Source organism: Mesorhizobium sp. B2-4-14, assembly GCF_006442155.1.
In the GTDB taxonomy this organism is placed as follows: Bacteria; Pseudomonadota; Alphaproteobacteria; order Rhizobiales; family Rhizobiaceae; genus Mesorhizobium.
Genome location: NZ_VFVA01000045.1, coordinates 20,656 through 36,892, shown reverse-complemented (window position 1 = coordinate 36,892; position 16,237 = coordinate 20,656). Strand labels below are relative to the sequence as shown.

Genomic DNA, 16,237 nt, shown 5'->3' with positions numbered 1-16,237 from the left:
CCCACTCGCAAGACCGGCCGCCTCGCGCTCCGTCGGGCGCTTCTATAAGGCCGAACACGAAAGGCGCGGCGCAGTCGCCGCTACCGAGGAGGATAGTATGAGTTACGCAGCAGGATTTGCGGTTGTGGAAGTCGCCGTCAGAGGTGTCTTGCCCATCGGCGATGCGACCGAGAATGTAACCTATTTTATTCTGGACACCGCCAAGAGCGCGATCGTTGGCCAGGTCGTCCTTCCCAAAGCCGTTAAGCGAAGCCTTGCCGTAGCGCTGACCGTCAAGGTGCCAAGCACGGCCGGCTCATTTGCGATTGGGACGTTTGACGATGGTGGCAGTTTCAAGGTCGCCAGCTTCCTGCGGGTAGAAAGTCCCTCTGTCGATGGCGCAGGGGCCGCCGTCGGGCCGTCCGGAAGATGACCGCCTAGCCTTCATGTCGTGTGCCATGCCCCCGGCCAAGCCGGAGGGCGCTTTTCGTTGATGAAGTTCAAGCCAACAGGAGCCAGTCATGGCCCGTGCCTCTGAAATTCTCTTTGTTGATCCTTCGATCTCCGACCTCGCGACTGTTATCGGCAAGCTGAGGCCCCAAGTCCGGGCCGTCGTGCTCGACGGCCGCCGCCCGGCGGAGCGGCAGATCGCCGCCGCCCTTGCATCGCACAGAGGGCTCGACGCGGTCCACATCATGGCCCATGGTGCTCCAGGCCGTGTCAACTTCGCCGCGGGAGAATGGTCGGTCGAGACCGTGGGGGCAGCGGCTGACGATTTCGCCGCAATCGGCAGGGCGCTTGCCGCGCACGGCGAGCTGCGGCTGTGGAGCTGCGAGACGGCATCAGGGGTCGCGGGCGAAGCTTTAATTGAGGCGCTGGAAGAGGCCGTCGGCGCGACCGTCTGCGCATCGAGATCGCTGGTTGGCGCGGCCGACCTGGGCGGCGCTTGGGAACTGTCTGTACGCGCGAGCGTCTCTACGTATCTGCCGCCGCTGACCCCCGATGGGGTGGCAAGTTACACCGGGGTGCTTGCATCGGGCGATCTGACACTTGCTGGACTTATAGCTTCTGGTAACGGAAACAATATTAACACGTACTATCTTGTCGATACAAATGACACTGTGGTTGATACTGACGACACAGTTGTTGGTAGTTTTCAACTTCCTTCTGCGACTAACGGTAAAGTTCCTACATTTTCAGCAACTATTACGGTGCCAAACGTTACTCATACGTATCTCATTTACGACTCCGGATTCCACTTATACGGTACACTTACTCCTATCGACGCCGACACCAATACTCCGGGTGTCCAACCGACCGACCCGCCGACTTATTCTTTCGTAACCACGCCTATCAACGAATTCGGACCGGGCAATGATGGCGATCACTTTTCTGGTGGCACCATAACTGTCGCGGCTGCCGGCATCCCCGGCCCGACTGGTGCGACCGGAGCCACAGGCGCTACCGGGGCCACGGGGGCAACTGGAGCGACGGGTTCGACCGGTGCCACAGGTGCAACTGGCGCTAGTGGAGCGAGCGGTGCAACGGGCGCGACTGGCGATACCGGAGCCACGGGTTCGACCGGCTCAACAGGCACCACTGGTCCTACCGGGGCAACCGGCGCCACAGGTGCGACTGGTGATACGGGTGCGACCGGGGCAACCGGTGCCACAGGCGCGACTGGTAATACAGGAGCAACGGGCTCGACCGGTGCCACCGGCTCGACCGGAGCGACGGGCTCGACCGGTGCGACTGGGTCGACAGGTGCAACGGGTTCGACTGGAGCCACCGGCTCAACCGGTGCCACAGGCTCAACCGGTGCCACAGGCTCGACTGGAGCAACTGGCTCGACAGGTGCCACCGGCTCAACCGGTGCCACAGGCTCGACTGGAGCAACTGGCTCGACAGGTGCCACCGGCTCGACCGGATCGACGGGCTCTACCGGTGCCACAGGCTCGACCGGGGCAACAGGCTCGACTGGAGCAACTGGCTCGACTGGAGCAACTGGCTCGACTGGATCGACAGGCTCTACCGGTGCCACAGGCTCGACCGGGGCAACAGGCTCGACCGGTGCAACTGGCTCGCCTGGTCCGACAGGGTCGACTGGCCCGACCGGTTCGGGTGGTGGTGAGACTGGTAGTCATGGCAACAACGGCCACGGCAACGGAGAACAGCCCGCGCCGGGCAATTCCGGGGACCATAACAATGCCGACAACAGCTCACATCAGGGACAGGGCAACTCCGGCAACGGAAACGGCGGCCCCAAAGCCAATGTCACGGCCAGCACGCTGGGCCTCAAGGACACGACGCAATTCCTGCCGTCGAGCTCGGCCGGCAGTGACCCCGGCGGCCAAGCGTCGTTCCGCAACCTGATCGGGCTTGCAGCCACATCGGTGACGACAGACCTGCTCAATGTCCTCAAGACGATCAGCGGATCTGGTCAGAACCCGAACAAGCCGACAGGGGCGAGCACGGATCTCACCTCGGACCAGACCAAGCCTGGCGCCGGCTATGCCAGCAACGACCATACCGTCAAGACGACCCTGAAGGATCTCTTGAAGCCACATGAGTGAGCAGGACTGTTGAACTGACGAACGGGAATTCGTCCAAGTTTGAAAAAAGGACGCGCGGGCTTCGCTGGAAATCGGCACCCGCGCGTTCATCATCTCGAGAGAGGAAATGCCATGAGAGTCGCGCTCCCGATCAGTTCGGAGTACAGTGCGGCACTGCCGCGAACCTCGGTAGAAACGCCTCGGCCTGGGCATTCTGGATTCCTGGCGCTGCGTACCGGATGAGAAGCCCATGGTGAACGTCCCAGCAAATGCTGAGAACCAGCCGCTCCGGATCCGCGCCGGCACCGAAGTCGAGGCTGCGGCGGACCAGGCGGACGGCCAGAATGCGCCCGGCGGTCCCGCCGAGCTCGACCAACTCGGCGCGCGCCTCAAGGCCGTACTGCGGGCCGCCCGCTATCACGGCGTCGAACTCGACCCCTCGGAATTCAGGACGGCCAACCCGGTCCCGAGCGCCGCCGATCTCTCCGAGTGGGCGCAAAACGCCGGCATGTGGTCACGCGCCATACGCATCCGCTGGGCCCACCTCTTGCGCTTCCAGGACACCGGACCGGTCGTCCTGTTGTTCAACGATGGCGGCGCGGGTCTCCTTACCGGCGCGAGTGCCGAGCGCAAAGTCGTCTTCCTCAAAAGTGCTGACGCGCCAGACGACGGCGAGGTCACCGCCGTCGACGAGCTGCGGCTGTCCCAGGTGTGGACGGGCGAGGCCGTGCTGCTGCGCCCTACACGGTCGCATGTGGCGGCGGACGCGCCTTTCACCCTGCACTGGCTGGCCGAACTGGTGCGGCTGGAAAGCCGCTCCCTGCGCGACATCGCCATTGCCTCGTTCACGCTCAGTGTCCTTACCATCTTGCCGCCGCTGATGGTCATGACGTTGGTCAACAAGGTGCTGCAGTTCAACAGCCTGTCCACTCTGGTGCTCTTGTCCGCGGTGATTGCCGTGGTTTTCGTCTACGAGACCCTGCTTGGCCATGCGCGGCGAATGATCATCAACGTCGTCGGCGCCCGTCTCGACACCAAGCTGCATCTGCACGTCTTTAGCCGGCTCCTGCGCCTGCCGCTCGACTATTTCGAGCGCCATCCGGCCGGCGAGACGATGTATCACCTCGCCCAGGTCTATCGTATCCGCGAATTCCTGACCGGAAAGCTCCTCAGCACGTTCCTGGATCTGATCACGCTGTGCGTGCTGGTGCCCGTAATGTTCTATATCAACGCCACGCTGGCCTGGATCGTGGTGGCCTGCGCGGTCGTGATCATGTTGATCATCCTTGCCTATCTCAAGCCGCTGCGCCGCAGGTACCAACGGGTGGTCGAAGCCGAGACCTGGAAGTCGGCGGCGCTTGGCGAAAGTGTCGTCGGCATCAAGACGGTGAAGGCGCTTGGCCTTGAGCCGCAGCGCAAGGCGCTCTGGGATGAACGGGTGGCTGAAGCGGGAAAGGCCCGTCTCTCCTTCGGCCAGCTCGCCAGTTGGCCGCAGACCTTGGTCACGCCGATCGAACGCGTGATGGTGCTCGGCACCATGCTGATCGGCGCCTATCTCGCCATGAACGACCGCTCCGGCTACGTGGTCGGCAGCCTGTTCGCCTTCATGATGATCTCCCAGCGCGTGGCGCAGCCGCTGGTCGGCCTGGCGCGACTGGTTGAAGACTATGAGGAGGTCGGTGCGGCGATCGGCGAGGCGGCGTCGGTTCTCAACCGGCCCCTGGAGAGCAGCTCGAATTCCACCGGCCTGAGACCCAAGCTCGTCGGCGAGGTCGCGTTCAGCGACCTGACCTTCAGCTATATCGCTACAAAGACGCCCGCGCTCGACCGGGTCAGCTTCCACATCCCTGCCGGCACCATGTTCGGCATTGTCGGGCGCAGTGGGTCGGGAAAATCGACCATCGCGCGCCTCCTGCAGGGGATCAACCGTGACTACAGCGGCTTCCTCAAGCTTGACGGCGTTGACCTCAAGGAGATCAACCTGCGCCATCTTCGCCAAGGGCTCGGCGTGGTGCTCCAGGACAATTTTCTGTTCCGCGGCTCGATCCGTGACAACATCATCGCCGGGCGCCCAGGGCTGACGCTTTCGGACGCCATGCGTGCCGCTCATCTCGCCGGCGCCCAGGAATTCATCGAGCGGATGCCCAATGGTTACGACACCTACATCGAGGAAGGTTCGCCCAATCTTTCAGGCGGTCAAAAGCAGCGGCTGGCGATCGCGCGCGCCCTCATCCACGATCCGACAATCCTCATCCTCGACGAAGCGACCAGCGCGCTCGACCCCGAGAGCGAGGCAGTGGTCAGCGCCAACCTCATGCGCATCGCCAGCGGGCGCACCATGATCATCGTTTCGCACCGGCTGTCCTCGCTGACAGAATGCGACAACATCCTGGTCATGGATCAGGGTAAGGTGCTCGACGTCGCGCCGCACGCGACGCTGCTCGAGCGATGCACGCTCTATCGCCAGCTGTGGTCGCAGCAAAACCGGCACCTCGATGGCCGCCAAGGCCGTCCGGTCGCCATACCGCCGCGGTTGGTTTGACGATGCCAAGACAATCTACGCTTTCAGGTCCGGTAACCCATGAGTAGCACCTCGCTCATCGCCCTCCCCGCCCGGCGGCAGCGGATGGAAACGAGGGATCCGACAACCCCGGCCATACTGGAGTTCCAGTGGCCGTCGAGCGCCGTCACCAATGCACCCATTCCGCGCACGGCGCGCGGCATCGTTTGGATCATTGCGAGCCTCGTCATGGCGCTGATCGCCCTGGCAGGACTAATACCGGTCGATCAGGTTGTGACGGCAAGGGGGCTGGTGGTGTCAAACGCGCCCAACATCCTCGTGCAGCCGCTGGAGACGGCGATCGTGCGTTCGATCGACGTTCGTGAGGGACAGCACGTTCAGGCCGGTCAAGTGCTTGCTCGCCTCGATGCGACCTTTGCTTCAGCCGACCTGGCGGCGCTTGCGATGCAGGTTTCGACGCTTGAAGCCGAAGTGGCGCGCCTGAAGGCGGAAGCAGACGGCAAGGTCTTCAACTATGACGGTCTGGACCCAAGCTGGACCCTGCAGGCATCGATCTTTGAGCGCCGCAAGGCGGTTTACGACGCCAAGGTCGAAAACTTCGACCGCCAGCGCGACGAACTCGGTTCCGTGATCTCGCGTTCGCTGTCGGATGCCGACGGCTACCGCCAGCGGCTCGCTGTGGCGGCGTCGATCGAACAGATGCGCAAGCAGCTCGAAGCACGGCAGGTGGGCAGCCGCCTCAACACACTGCTGGCCGAAGACAATCGCGCCGAAATGTCCCGGTCGCTTGGTAATGCCGAGCAGACGGCCCAAGCCGCAAGGCTCAAGCAGCAGGCCGTGGCCGCCGAGCGCGACGGCTACATTCAGGGATGGCGAGCCGATGTCTCGCAAAGTCTCTCGGAGGCGAGTTCGCGGATATCCGACGCGCGCGAACTTCTCAACAAGGCAAAGCTGCGCAAGCAGTTGGTTGAATTGAAGAGTGAAGCCGACGCCACCGTCCAATCGGTGGCCAAGGTCTCGGTCGGTTCGGTACTGCAGTCCGGAGAGCGCTTGATCACCCTCGTACCGGCTAACGCGCCGCTCGAGATCGAGACAAACATCGTCGGCCGCAGCAGCGGCTTCGTCCATGTCGGCGACCAGGTGGTCATCAAGTTCGACACTTTCCCCTATTCGCAATACGGGCTCGCGCATGGCACCGTGCGGACGCTCAGCCCGGATTCCTTTTCTGCCCAGGAGCAAGCGCGCGATCCGAACAGCTCGCTGGCTATGCTGCCTTCCGACGCCGAGCCGTTCTATCGCGTGCGCATTTCCATCGATCAGGTCGCTCTTCACGGCGTGCCTGCCGGTTTCACCGTCAGCCCCGGAATGCCGGTGACCGCCGACGTCAAGGTCGGTCGGCGTACGGTGCTCAAGTACATTCTCGCAGTGATGCTCCCGGTCAGCCAAGAAGCGATGCGGGAGCCATAGAGTATTGGAGCAATCTGAGGTTCGGATCGATGACAATTCTGGATCGGCTGGCTGGTCTCGTCTCCCCGGCGGCAGCGTTGCGCCGGTCTATCCAGCTTTTCGACGCCGGCAAACCAGCTGAAGCCTTTCCGCTGATGGCGGTAGCGGCGCGCGCGGGAATGGTCGATGCCGAATACCGGGTCGCGCGTTGCTATCTCGAGGGATCGGGTGTGCCGCCCAGCCGTGTGGAAGGCACGCGTTGGCTGCTGCGGGCAGCCAATCACGGCAGCGTCGATGCGCAGGCGCTCCTTGCCGCTCTCTACGTCGCCGGGCTGGTCCAGGCGGAAGCCGGCGGCAAAGGCGCCGGATCGGAGCAATTGTTCAAACGGGACCGGCCAGGCGAACCGGACTTCACGGCAGCGTTCGAACTGGCCACCAAGGCGGCCGAGGCGGGCTCGGCAACCGGACAGGCGATCCTTGGCTATATCCTCACCAGCGGCCCCAAGCCGATGCGCAATGCAGATGCGGCGCATCACTGGTACGAGAAGTCAGCTTCCGCCGGCTGTGCCGAAGGATGTCTTGGCCTTGCCCTGTCGCTCGCCCGGCGTGGCAATCGCGAAAACAGGGTCCGGATTGCGGAAGAGGTAAGGCGTGCGGCCGACGCCGACCTGCCGACCGCGACCTATCTACTTGCGGTCCTTACCGAGCACGGGCTCGGCGTGCCAAGCGACATGGCTGCAGCCGCCCAACTGTATCAGGCTGCTGCAGACAAGGGCCTGCCCTCTGCCCAGTTCCGGTTGGGACTGGCACTGATTGACGGTGCACTCGCCGGCCAAGATGTCGCTGCCGGGGAGGCATGGATGCGGCGTGCTGCCTTGGCCGGAAATGTCGAGGCAGCCTATCTCCTGGGCGATCGCTATGTGAAGACACAGCGGCCCGATTTTGCAGAAGCCGCAAACTGGTATCGGCGGGCAGCCGAAGCGGGTCACCAGGCCGCCGCCCGCGCCCTGGCCTCTCTCTACCTAACGGGGAACGGCGTGGCTGAGGATGTCGAAGAGGGAGCACGCTGGCTGCGCGCCTCCGCCAATGCCGGCAATCAGGACGCACAGATCGACCTCGCCAATCTCGTCCTCGGAGGAGCCGGCGAGCCAGACGATCGTGCAAGTGTTGCCGGTTGGTTCGAGGCCGCCGCATCATCGGGCGACCTGATTGCGGCATTCAATCTCGGGCTCTGCTTCGCCAACGGCGTTGGCGTGCGCCAGGACGAGGGACAAGCGGCGCAGTGGCTGAGGCGGGCCGCCGAAGGTGTCGGGGAGGCGCAATATATGTATGCCCGCCTCCTCCAGGATGGACGTGGCGTGGCGACGGACCCAAGGCAGGCCCGCCTCTGGTTTGCCCGGGCGGGCAAAGCCGGCGTCCTCGATGCACAGGTCGCGCTTGCCGAGATGCTGCTCAACGGGCGCGGTGGCGCCCGCGAGCCAGAGGTCGCCACGCAGTTGTTCAAGCAGGCCGCTCTCGACGGCCACGCTGGGGCGATGTTTGCGCTAGGTGCGCTGTACGGTGCTGGCCAGGCCCTGCCGGTGGACCACAAGGCGGCGCAGAAATGGTTCGCCGCCGCTGCCGGGCGTGGTCATGGCCAAGCCCAACTCATGCTCGGGCGTTACCTCGTCAATGGCCTGGCCGGGGAGTGCGACCCCGAGGCCGGCCGGGTCTGGCTCGAGCGCGCGGCTGCCTGCGGCGTCAGTGAAGCGGCCGACGAACTCGCGGAGCCCATATCTGGTTGAGCTTTGCCGATTTTGCAAAGAAACCGTCAGGCTCGTGGCGCGATCGCCCGCTGAGGTGGCTTCATGCGGACACGTCCAGAGCTTTGCAAGCCACCGGGGTGACCGCTGCGGTCATCACCTAAAGCGCTTCGCGTCGAGACGGATTTCAGGCGACGCGCCTTAGGCCGTTGGTTCTACGCAAGTCGTCTTCCCCAAAACCGAGGTCACTGTTGGGCAACGTGCATTAGCCATCAACCACGACTTCTGACCGTCTGTCATAGGCTGTCATCCACTCTTCTGCAGCACCACCAGAGGACTCGATTTCCTCCGCGGCTAGAATTCCCCGAGATCGAGCAAATGCCTCAAAGGCAAGGCGAGCCGTTTCAGCGTTTTTGTCGTCTGCAAGGGCAGACCGGAAAAGCGCAAGTGTGGCCGCATGTGTTGGGCTGCGGAACCCGACCCATTCGTCGAGAAGCTGATAGGCGTCCATGACAGATGACACCTCATGCGCAAAGCCAAGTCCCACAATTACCTGAACCGGGCGGGTGAAGCGCTTGGGCGTCATTGTTGAGCTCCGTTAACGGCGACCGGTAGTCCGAGTGCCACTAGCTAAGCACTGAGGTGGCCGGGCCAAGGACCATCTGTGGCCTCAAGGATGCATCATGGTCTAGCAAATATTCAAGTAGGCCTTATGGACTAAGACCCTCCGACGAATTCTGAAGCCGCGCGTACTTCCGGCAGCTGCCATTGATCGCGGTGCGGGCCGTTACCTTCATTGCTCTGTACAGATGGCTCCCATACCGCTTGCATACTGCCCGCAAAACGTTCGCATAAAGAACGGTCTGGCAGACAATTGACGTTCGAGGAGTACAGGTTGCCATTACGGCTCCCGACCAGGTCACCAGAAGCACCTGATCATGGCGTTTGCTGTCGGCGTGGCAAGGGCCGACCGCCGGCGCGATGCTACTGCCGGTCTTTGACGTCGGCACGCACGAGCCGCCCTGCCCCAAACAGAAGCGCGAAACGGTACACTTTTGGCCGACCCGTTCTTACCCCCCGCATTTCTGGGCGGCAAAGGGCGCGCGAAAGCGCCTCGGCTCGCCTTTCGTCAATCTCAAGCATCACATTCTCGCACGTGTCTGAAGCCCCACACCCAGGGCATCTCAGGACATTCGATGGTCGTGTCTCATCGCCGACAAGAGCAAGTTTGCACCTGTTGCAGCCGACCCGCGGTGTGTTTGCGATCATGATGGTTATCCCAGCGCTCGCCAAAGGTTCACCCCTGACGCCGGATGGGAGATGCAATTGAGGGACCATTTGCGGGTGACCCATTACGGCACACCTTTGACGCTGCGAACCCCGGCAGAGCCTGCCCTGGAGCGTGAGGATGCAAGAGCCCGTCGTCCCACTTTGCAATAATCAGTTGCACCAAGCCGCCATTCTCGCCGCTTGGCCCTGTCAAAAAGTCTGGTTGTAGGCGCCGACTTCCGGACTGCGGCGCAGCACGGCATCGACGGCATCAAACATCTGGCGGCGACGCTCGGACGAGACCGGACTTTCGACGACCACGACCAGTTCCGGCTTGTTCGACGAGGCGCGCACCAGACCCCAGGTGCCGTCCTCGGCAACGACGCGCACGCCATTGACTGTGACAAGGTCGACGATCTTCTGGCCGGCAAAACTGGAGCCGTCACGCTTCATAGCCTGAAAATCGGAGACCACACGCTCGACCACGCCGTACTTCACATCGTCCGCGCAGTGCGGGGACATGGTGGGCGTGCCGAAGGTCAGCGGCAGTGCCCCGTAGAGATCGGCCATCGAACTGGCCGGGTTACGGTCCAGCATCTGACAGATGGCGATTGCCGTGACCAGTCCGTCGTCATAGCCGCGCCCGATCGGGGGGTTGAAGAAGAAGTGGCCTGATTTTTCGAAGCCGGCGACCGCGCCGAGTTCGGCAACCCGGCGCTTGATGTAGGAATGGCCGGTCTTCCAATAGTCGGTGACGGCGCCATTGGCGCGCAGCACCGCGTCGGTGTTGAACAGTCCGGTCGACTTGACGTCGACGACGAAGGTCGAACCCGGATGGAGCCGCGAAATATCCCGCGCAAGCATGACGCCGACCTTATCGGCGAAGATCTCGTTGCCTTCATTGTCGACGACACCGCAGCGGTCGCCGTCGCCATCGAAGCCCAGACCGACATCGGCGCCGGTCTTAAGCACCTTGTCTCGGATGGCATGCAGCATCTGCATGTCTTCCGGATTGGGATTGTAGTTTGGAAACGTATGATCAAGCTCGACATCAAGCGGGATCACCTCGCAGCCAATGCGTTCCAGCGCTTCCGGTGCGAAGGCACCAGCAGTGCCGTTGCCGCAGGCGGCGACCACTTTGAGCTTTCGTGTGATGCGCTTGTCTCGGGTCAGATCGTCGAGATAGGTCTCTCGAAAGTCGGAAACGAAATCATAAGAGCCCCCGCCAACAAGGTCGAAATCGCCGGCCAGCACGATCGCCTTGAGCGCGCTCATCTCCTCGGGCCCGAATGTCAGCGGCCGCGCCGCTCCCATCTTGACGCCGGTCCAGCCATTCTCGTTGTGCGATGCGGTGACCATGGCCACCGACGGCGTATCGAGCGCGAACTGCGCGAAATAGGCCATCGGCGACAGCGCCAGACCGATATCCTTCACCCGTGCGCCGGCCGCCATCAGTCCGGAAACCAATGCCAGCTTGATGCCGAGCGAATAGGAACGGAAATCATGTCCGGTGATGATGTCGGGCCCAACGCCGAGACGGCGGATCATCGTACCGAGCCCCATACCCAACGCCTGGACGCCGATCAGGTTGAGTTCGGGCGCGACCTGGCCAAACCACCAGCGCGCGTCATATTCCCTAAAGCCGCACGCCTTGATCAGCGCAGAGGTTTCAAACGCGAAGGTGTTGGGCCGGGCTTCGGCAATGAAATCCAGAGGCACGAAAGGAAACTCCGCACGATGAAAACGACACGAATGCGCTTGTCGAGGCGGTAGCTTACCGGAACCATTCCTCAGGCCTATCTATCAGTTTGGTTGAGCCTACTCAGGCTCGACGCCTGCTGCGCCCTTAGCGGGCCGACACTGCTTTTGAAATGGCGATGGCTGTCGCCTTCCCGATAGTGCAGAAGGCGAAGTCTCGGGAAACGGTTTTGTCGGCCAATCGAACTTTTTAATATTTTGTGATCAACCGAATTTGAGTTCTCCACAACCGTCTCCGGTTGACCATCTGCGGTTGCTAGAATCTTGTGGGCGAATGCCCTAAGCAGCCGTGAGCAAGATGCAAAACCCCGCTTTGACGAGCGGTTTGTTGTTAAGCGCGGATGCAAAATGCCACTGTTTTTTTTCGATGTCCGGGACGGCAAATCCCATTTTCCCGACACCGAGGGCACCCATTACGTCGGTGCGCTTGAGGCCCGAGTAGACGCAGTCAGAATGCTGGTCGCCATGGCACAGGACGAAATTCAGGGCGAGTTGCAAAGCAAGCTTTCGGTAATTGTATCCGACGAAAGCCGTAGGCCCGTGATGGAAGCAAATATTGATTGCAATATAAAAGTCTTCTGAAAACAAAACCGGCATCAGCTTCGCACGGATGAGTTGCCCCGCAACGATATAGCCGTCGGATGCGCAGGTGAGGTCAGGCAGGCTTGTGGCGCCAGCGTGTTGCACTTGTTCGGCACAGCCTGCAGGCTGCGACCAGCTTTTGGCGGCAACCTTCCTTTCCTTGCCAGACGACCGGCGCCCCAGCCAAGGGCGTTCGAGCCCAGGGTCGACGGTTAGTCAACATCCCCGTCCATTTTGAACATGACCGGGCCCTGACACATTGCCAGCAACCTTTGCCGTCGCAAAGCCAACTCGGCGGAACCGGAGTACACACCGTTGGCCGCGCCGTCGCCGGACGCCGGGCTAGATCGCTCGAATGCGGCAACGCCGCGCCGAGCACTGACTCTCGTGGCGCAAACGACTGCAAGTGCAATGAAAAAGAGGATGCCTGGATCAGCGCTGCCGCCCGACACCGACATGGCAATTATGCTTGCAAGGGCAGCATTCCTGACGCTAGCCACGACGGCGTCTGTTTCTGGATCCACCCATTGCCGAACCGCCCCCAGCCCCCTAGCCCGGACTCACAGCAGGCCCCCCATCATCAGCGACCCGAACAAGCCCAACTGGGAAAGGACAGCAATGGGCCAACTCGATGCTCTTGAGCTGCCGAACCCCACACCCAGTCCGCTGGTATCGAGAAAAGACTGCAGGCTCTTTACATTCCAATAGGTGCGTTCATGGCCTGAGCCGGAATCCGCTTTGTTGATGATAGTGCTGTTGATCAGCTTGACGAACGGGTCAAACGCCTCGGCCTTGTAAAGACTTATGCCCAATATGGCAGTCCCGCCCAACACCATGAGTGCCATTATGAGGATCTCTTCGCCCTCGACTTTTCCCCTCAGGACCGAGGCCAGCATCGACAAAGCAACCGGGATGCATAGCAGTATCAGCCCGACATAGGCGGTCGATGAAGTCGACAGAATGGACAGGAAGAGCAGGATGGCAGACAGCCATTTGGCCAGCGGTGATTTCGTCTTTCTCCAGTAGCTGTAGCAGAATGCCAGGCAGGCGAGGGAAACGCTGGCGAATGAAGAGGCCTCCGAAAAAGGTCCGGTGATCCGCACGAATCCGGCCTCCGTCGCGTTCGATATGATCGCGTAGTTGGCGGTTCTGATGGGGGCCAGCAGGTCTCCCGCGCCCACGTTCTTGCTGATGAAATCGAAGACTCCCATCCCCGTGTGGAGGCTGCACCACAAGAAGAAGCCGCGCCGGACCTGGTCGATCCGGTCGGAGTGCAGCAGCAGGGCGCAAAGCGCTATAGCGGCGAGTCCACCAAGGACGAAATAGCCGGTCTGAGAAATGTTGCCGGAAACCGGCGCCAAGGAATCTTCTATGACTATGCCGCGGGTCTTGGACTGCACGAATACGGCGGTCTGTCCCGCAAAGAATCTCGGAAACAACCATGATCCGATGATTGCGTACAGCATGAGGCTTGTCAGGATCCAGACCGGCCGGATGCTTCCGAACACGAGTCCAAGATCAAGCCATATACGGCGTCTTGCAGCGACGGTCGTGACAAGCAAGGCCGCGAACATGGTATAGATCAACGGAGATGCCCCCCCCAGAAAGGTCAGTGTCATGACGGCCGTCGCGCCGAAAGCCTGGGAAGCGATCAAGCCGATGATCAGCATTCCCCTTGAATAGTAGGACGTGACCAAAATAGCCGCGCATATTAGCAGTCCCGGCAGAGACACCTGCATGCCGACGAGTTCCCGCTTGGTTTGGCCCTGTGACGCGGATACAGCGAGCTGTCCGATCGCTAATCTTTCGACAGCTGGATGTCCTGAGCAAGTGAGTCAAAGGGGGTAGCCTTCCACCGGCGATGGTAGAGCGCGCCAATGCTCGTCCCCGCGCCACTTCCGTGGCCTTGATAATCAAGGTGATGGTGCGCTCAAAAGCGCTTGGGGTTGAGTGATCGAATGTCCCCATCAAAGTCGCGCCAAAACATGCACCTGAGCACAATTTCGAGAACAAACAGGTCTGCGAACGAGGCGCGAAGCTGGTCGTACCCTCCCGCGAATGGCTAAGCCCTGGTTCCGGCGGGCCCCCTAAAGAACGCCTCGACCCGGGAAGCCGACGATCTTACTACAGTCGCACGCAGTTTTTTGCTTTCAGCTAGGAAATCCTCTGTCAATGCAGCGCATAGTAGGCCGGGCAGCGGAGAATTCCACTACAGGGAGGAGAGGCGATATGACCAGCCAGGGAGTATATCGCGCGTTAGGGCTCAAGCAGGTTAGGAAACTCAAGGAAGTTTACGAGTGTGCACGGGCCGTGAAGGCCACCTACCCTGAGAGTCATATCGCCAGCAAAGCCGCCAAAAGGTTGATCGACGCCTTCGAAGCCGATGTCCAGAATGCCGGACCTGTTCTGGACGCATCTTGGCTGACCGAGAATGATCCCCAGGGAACCGCCTGAGCCCGAGCTATACATAGCGTAGCACTGTCGGTGTAAGTGCGGCGGCACCGTGTGCTGCTTCGGACCTTCATGTCCGCAAGGGATGCTGGCGGATTTGCCTTGCCCTTCTCAACCAAACGAGCTGGCATTTGCCACAGCGTCCAAGGAGCGCCAGGGAGCTGCCCTATGCGGTCCTTTCGTTGAGCGTTGCGCGAAGCAGGCGCTTAGATGACAGTGCCGGCGCCTATGCAGTCAACCGATGCTTTGGAGATACATGGCTTTTGACTGTCGGAGGGGTAGTCCTCGGCTACGCCCATGGGATGAGGACCGCCGAGGCCAGCCGTCTTCGGATGGGTTCACCTTCAGAGCGTTGCGATGTCCTGCGGTATTCAGACGCTCCAGAACATCCATCGACTGGCCAGCTCGCATGTTTACCTAAAACGGCAGCGCCCGCGGCGGGGCTAGCCGTTAGTGTTTTCGCAGATTCAAAAATTTAACCAAATGTTAATCTAAGTTAGCGCTGGCTCATAAATAGCCCATAAGCTCAGGTTGTTCTGGTTGGGATTGGGAACAGGGAACAGCAGTGGGTGCAAGGCTGGGCAAATTCCAGCTGAAGCTCCCAAAACGGTGGGCGCTATTTTTCAATTTCTGAAGGAACTGAAGAGTGAGGGGCTAATTGGCCGCCGCAGGGCGGATCGCGTGGAAAAGGTGGGTAAGAGTATGGGCTCCACAGTAGGACTGCATAAATATACTTCGGCAGATCAGGCAGAAATCCCGTCGGGCGGAGCGGGAATGGTGCAACGAGCAGGCAGGGAATGTCTGCTCATCCTGGACGGAAGGGCGCTCGACCGCGAATGTCTCGCATCGGCTCTGGAAGACCACGATCTCGGCATGGCCGTCGAGGCCATGGGATCGATTGCCGAATGGCGCGCGAAAGAGGGGATGACCCTTGCAGCCATTCTCTTCAACCTAGGTGGCCGGAAAGTCACCGACCAGGGTATCGCGGACCAGATCAGGCGAATTTCGTGCGAATTCAAGTCGGTGCCCGTAGTGATTTTGGCGGACACCGAAGACCTTGCACAGATACTGACGGCTCTCGAATGTGGCGCGCGTGGCTACATTCCAACCTCTGTAGGGATCGATGTCTGTGTCGAGGCAATCAATCTTGCGGCAGCGGGAGGCATCTTCGTTCCGGCAAGTAGCGTTCTATCTATGCGGCACCTGATAGATTCAGGCAGCCGTGATGCGCCTTTGACCGGCATGTTCACGCTCAGGCAGGCTGAGGTCGCGCAGGCGCTCCGACGCGGCAAGGCCAACAAGATCATCGCCTTTGAACTGAACCTGCGCGAAAGCACGGTGAAGGTGCACATCCGCAACATCATGAAAAAGCTCAAGGCGACCAACCGCACGGAAGTCGCATACAAGGTCAATGATCTCTTCGCGGAAGGAACTGCGGCTGAACGGTGATCGCAATCACAAGCCGCCTTCCCTCAATGTACGATCGCGGTCTTATGTAGCGAACGCACCAAGCGGGTCGCGGTCAACGAAAAGCCCGCCACGGTAGCGACCCGGGCGGGCTTCATTCTGAGCGGCTGCATCCCGGGGGGGAATCGACCGCTGCTAGCTGTTTACCATAAGATTCTTTCCCGTGAATGGCGTGATCACGTAGGGGACGGCTATTTGGCAGGATCGCCGGGAATTCCCGGGATGTCCGCGGGTCAGTGGTCGTAGTTCGCGGCAGCCGCGGCGCAAATGCTCATCAGCATTTCGGACACGCCGGACTGTTCCCCAGGGTCCCAGTGTTGAGCCTACTTCAACCAACCTACGCTCGATTAGCTGCTCCCGGCATGGGGAAATGCTGCGCGAGTCGCTTGCGCCTTGATGCTGCTTGTCAGTTGGCGCGTTTGCTGCACAAGACCGCACAATCGCGCCAACCATCCACCATAAGTGCTAAA

The 16,237-nt window shown here is 61.1% G+C and carries 11 protein-coding genes; 7 read left to right on the top strand and 4 right to left on the bottom strand.

What is annotated here, in order from left to right; translation table 11 throughout:
- The 5 genes from FJ938_RS26380 to FJ938_RS26360 all read left to right on the top strand — a co-directional run.
- The coding region (locus tag FJ938_RS26380; protein ID WP_210243429.1) for a hypothetical protein at positions 1-412 on the top strand (412 nt) is incomplete at its 5' end.
- Positions 413-500: 88 nt separating this feature from the next.
- Entirely contained in the window at positions 501-2,552 is a 2,052-nt protein-coding gene (locus tag FJ938_RS26375; RefSeq protein ID WP_140698970.1) for a DUF4347 domain-containing protein, read from the top strand.
- A gap of 229 nt (positions 2,553-2,781) precedes the next feature.
- Positions 2,782-5,073 (top strand): peptidase domain-containing ABC transporter, encoded by a 2,292-nt coding sequence (locus tag FJ938_RS26370; RefSeq protein WP_140698967.1) that lies wholly within the window; start codon positions 2,782-2,784, stop codon positions 5,071-5,073.
- Positions 5,074-5,157: 84 nt separating this feature from the next.
- The gene (locus tag FJ938_RS26365) at positions 5,158-6,519 is read left to right on the top strand and encodes an HlyD family type I secretion periplasmic adaptor subunit (RefSeq protein WP_246671660.1); all 1,362 of its coding nucleotides are present in this window, start codon (positions 5,158-5,160) and stop codon (positions 6,517-6,519) included.
- A 29-nt stretch (positions 6,520-6,548) separates the two neighbouring features.
- Complete coding sequence (locus FJ938_RS26360) at positions 6,549-8,282, top strand: tetratricopeptide repeat protein (protein ID WP_140698964.1); 1,734 nt, start codon at positions 6,549-6,551, stop codon at positions 8,280-8,282.
- 223 nt (positions 8,283-8,505) lie between these two features.
- Here FJ938_RS26360 and FJ938_RS26355 read toward each other — a convergent pair whose 3' ends face one another.
- The 4 genes from FJ938_RS26355 to FJ938_RS26340 all read right to left on the bottom strand — a co-directional run bounded on the left by FJ938_RS26355 (position 8,506) and on the right by FJ938_RS26340 (position 13,588).
- Complete coding sequence (locus tag FJ938_RS26355; RefSeq protein WP_140613509.1) at positions 8,506-8,826, bottom strand: DUF982 domain-containing protein; 321 nt, start codon at positions 8,824-8,826, stop codon at positions 8,506-8,508.
- An 893-nt stretch (positions 8,827-9,719) separates the two neighbouring features.
- Complete coding sequence (locus tag FJ938_RS26350) at positions 9,720-11,228, bottom strand: phosphomannomutase/phosphoglucomutase (protein ID WP_140698961.1); 1,509 nt, start codon at positions 11,226-11,228, stop codon at positions 9,720-9,722.
- Positions 11,229-11,546: 318 nt separating this feature from the next.
- A complete protein-coding gene (locus tag FJ938_RS26345) occupies positions 11,547-11,954 on the bottom strand; it encodes a hypothetical protein (protein WP_140613507.1) in 408 nt (135 codons plus the stop codon).
- 455 nt (positions 11,955-12,409) lie between these two features.
- Positions 12,410-13,588 carry a hypothetical protein gene (locus FJ938_RS26340; protein WP_181169186.1) on the bottom strand — a complete coding sequence of 393 codons (1,179 nt, stop codon included), beginning with the start codon at positions 13,586-13,588 and terminating at the stop codon, positions 12,410-12,412.
- A 490-nt stretch (positions 13,589-14,078) separates the two neighbouring features.
- Here FJ938_RS26340 and FJ938_RS26335 point away from each other — a divergent pair, with 490 nt between their 5' ends.
- Both FJ938_RS26335 and FJ938_RS26330 read left to right on the top strand, forming a co-directional pair.
- A complete protein-coding gene (locus FJ938_RS26335; RefSeq protein WP_023774751.1) occupies positions 14,079-14,303 on the top strand; it encodes a hypothetical protein in 225 nt (74 codons plus the stop codon).
- A gap of 771 nt (positions 14,304-15,074) precedes the next feature.
- A complete protein-coding gene (locus FJ938_RS26330; RefSeq protein ID WP_023774752.1) occupies positions 15,075-15,749 on the top strand; it encodes a response regulator transcription factor in 675 nt (224 codons plus the stop codon).
- Positions 15,750-16,237 lie beyond the last annotated feature (488 nt).

Coding starts and splice junctions, on each gene's coding strand:
- FJ938_RS26375 (WP_140698970.1), top strand. CDS start 501: ATGGCCCGTGCCTCTGAAATTCTCTTTGTTGATCCTTCGATCTCCGAC.
- FJ938_RS26370 (WP_140698967.1), top strand. CDS start 2,782: ATGGTGAACGTCCCAGCAAATGCTGAGAACCAGCCGCTCCGGATCCGC.
- FJ938_RS26365 (WP_246671660.1), top strand. CDS start 5,158: ATGGAAACGAGGGATCCGACAACCCCGGCCATACTGGAGTTCCAGTGG.
- FJ938_RS26360 (WP_140698964.1), top strand. CDS start 6,549: ATGACAATTCTGGATCGGCTGGCTGGTCTCGTCTCCCCGGCGGCAGCG.
- FJ938_RS26355 (WP_140613509.1), bottom strand. CDS start 8,826: ATGACGCCCAAGCGCTTCACCCGCCCGGTTCAGGTAATTGTGGGACTT.
- FJ938_RS26340 (WP_181169186.1), bottom strand. CDS start 13,588: ATGCAGGTGTCTCTGCCGGGACTGCTAATATGCGCGGCTATTTTGGTC.
- FJ938_RS26335 (WP_023774751.1), top strand. CDS start 14,079: ATGACCAGCCAGGGAGTATATCGCGCGTTAGGGCTCAAGCAGGTTAGG.
- FJ938_RS26330 (WP_023774752.1), top strand. CDS start 15,075: ATGGTGCAACGAGCAGGCAGGGAATGTCTGCTCATCCTGGACGGAAGG.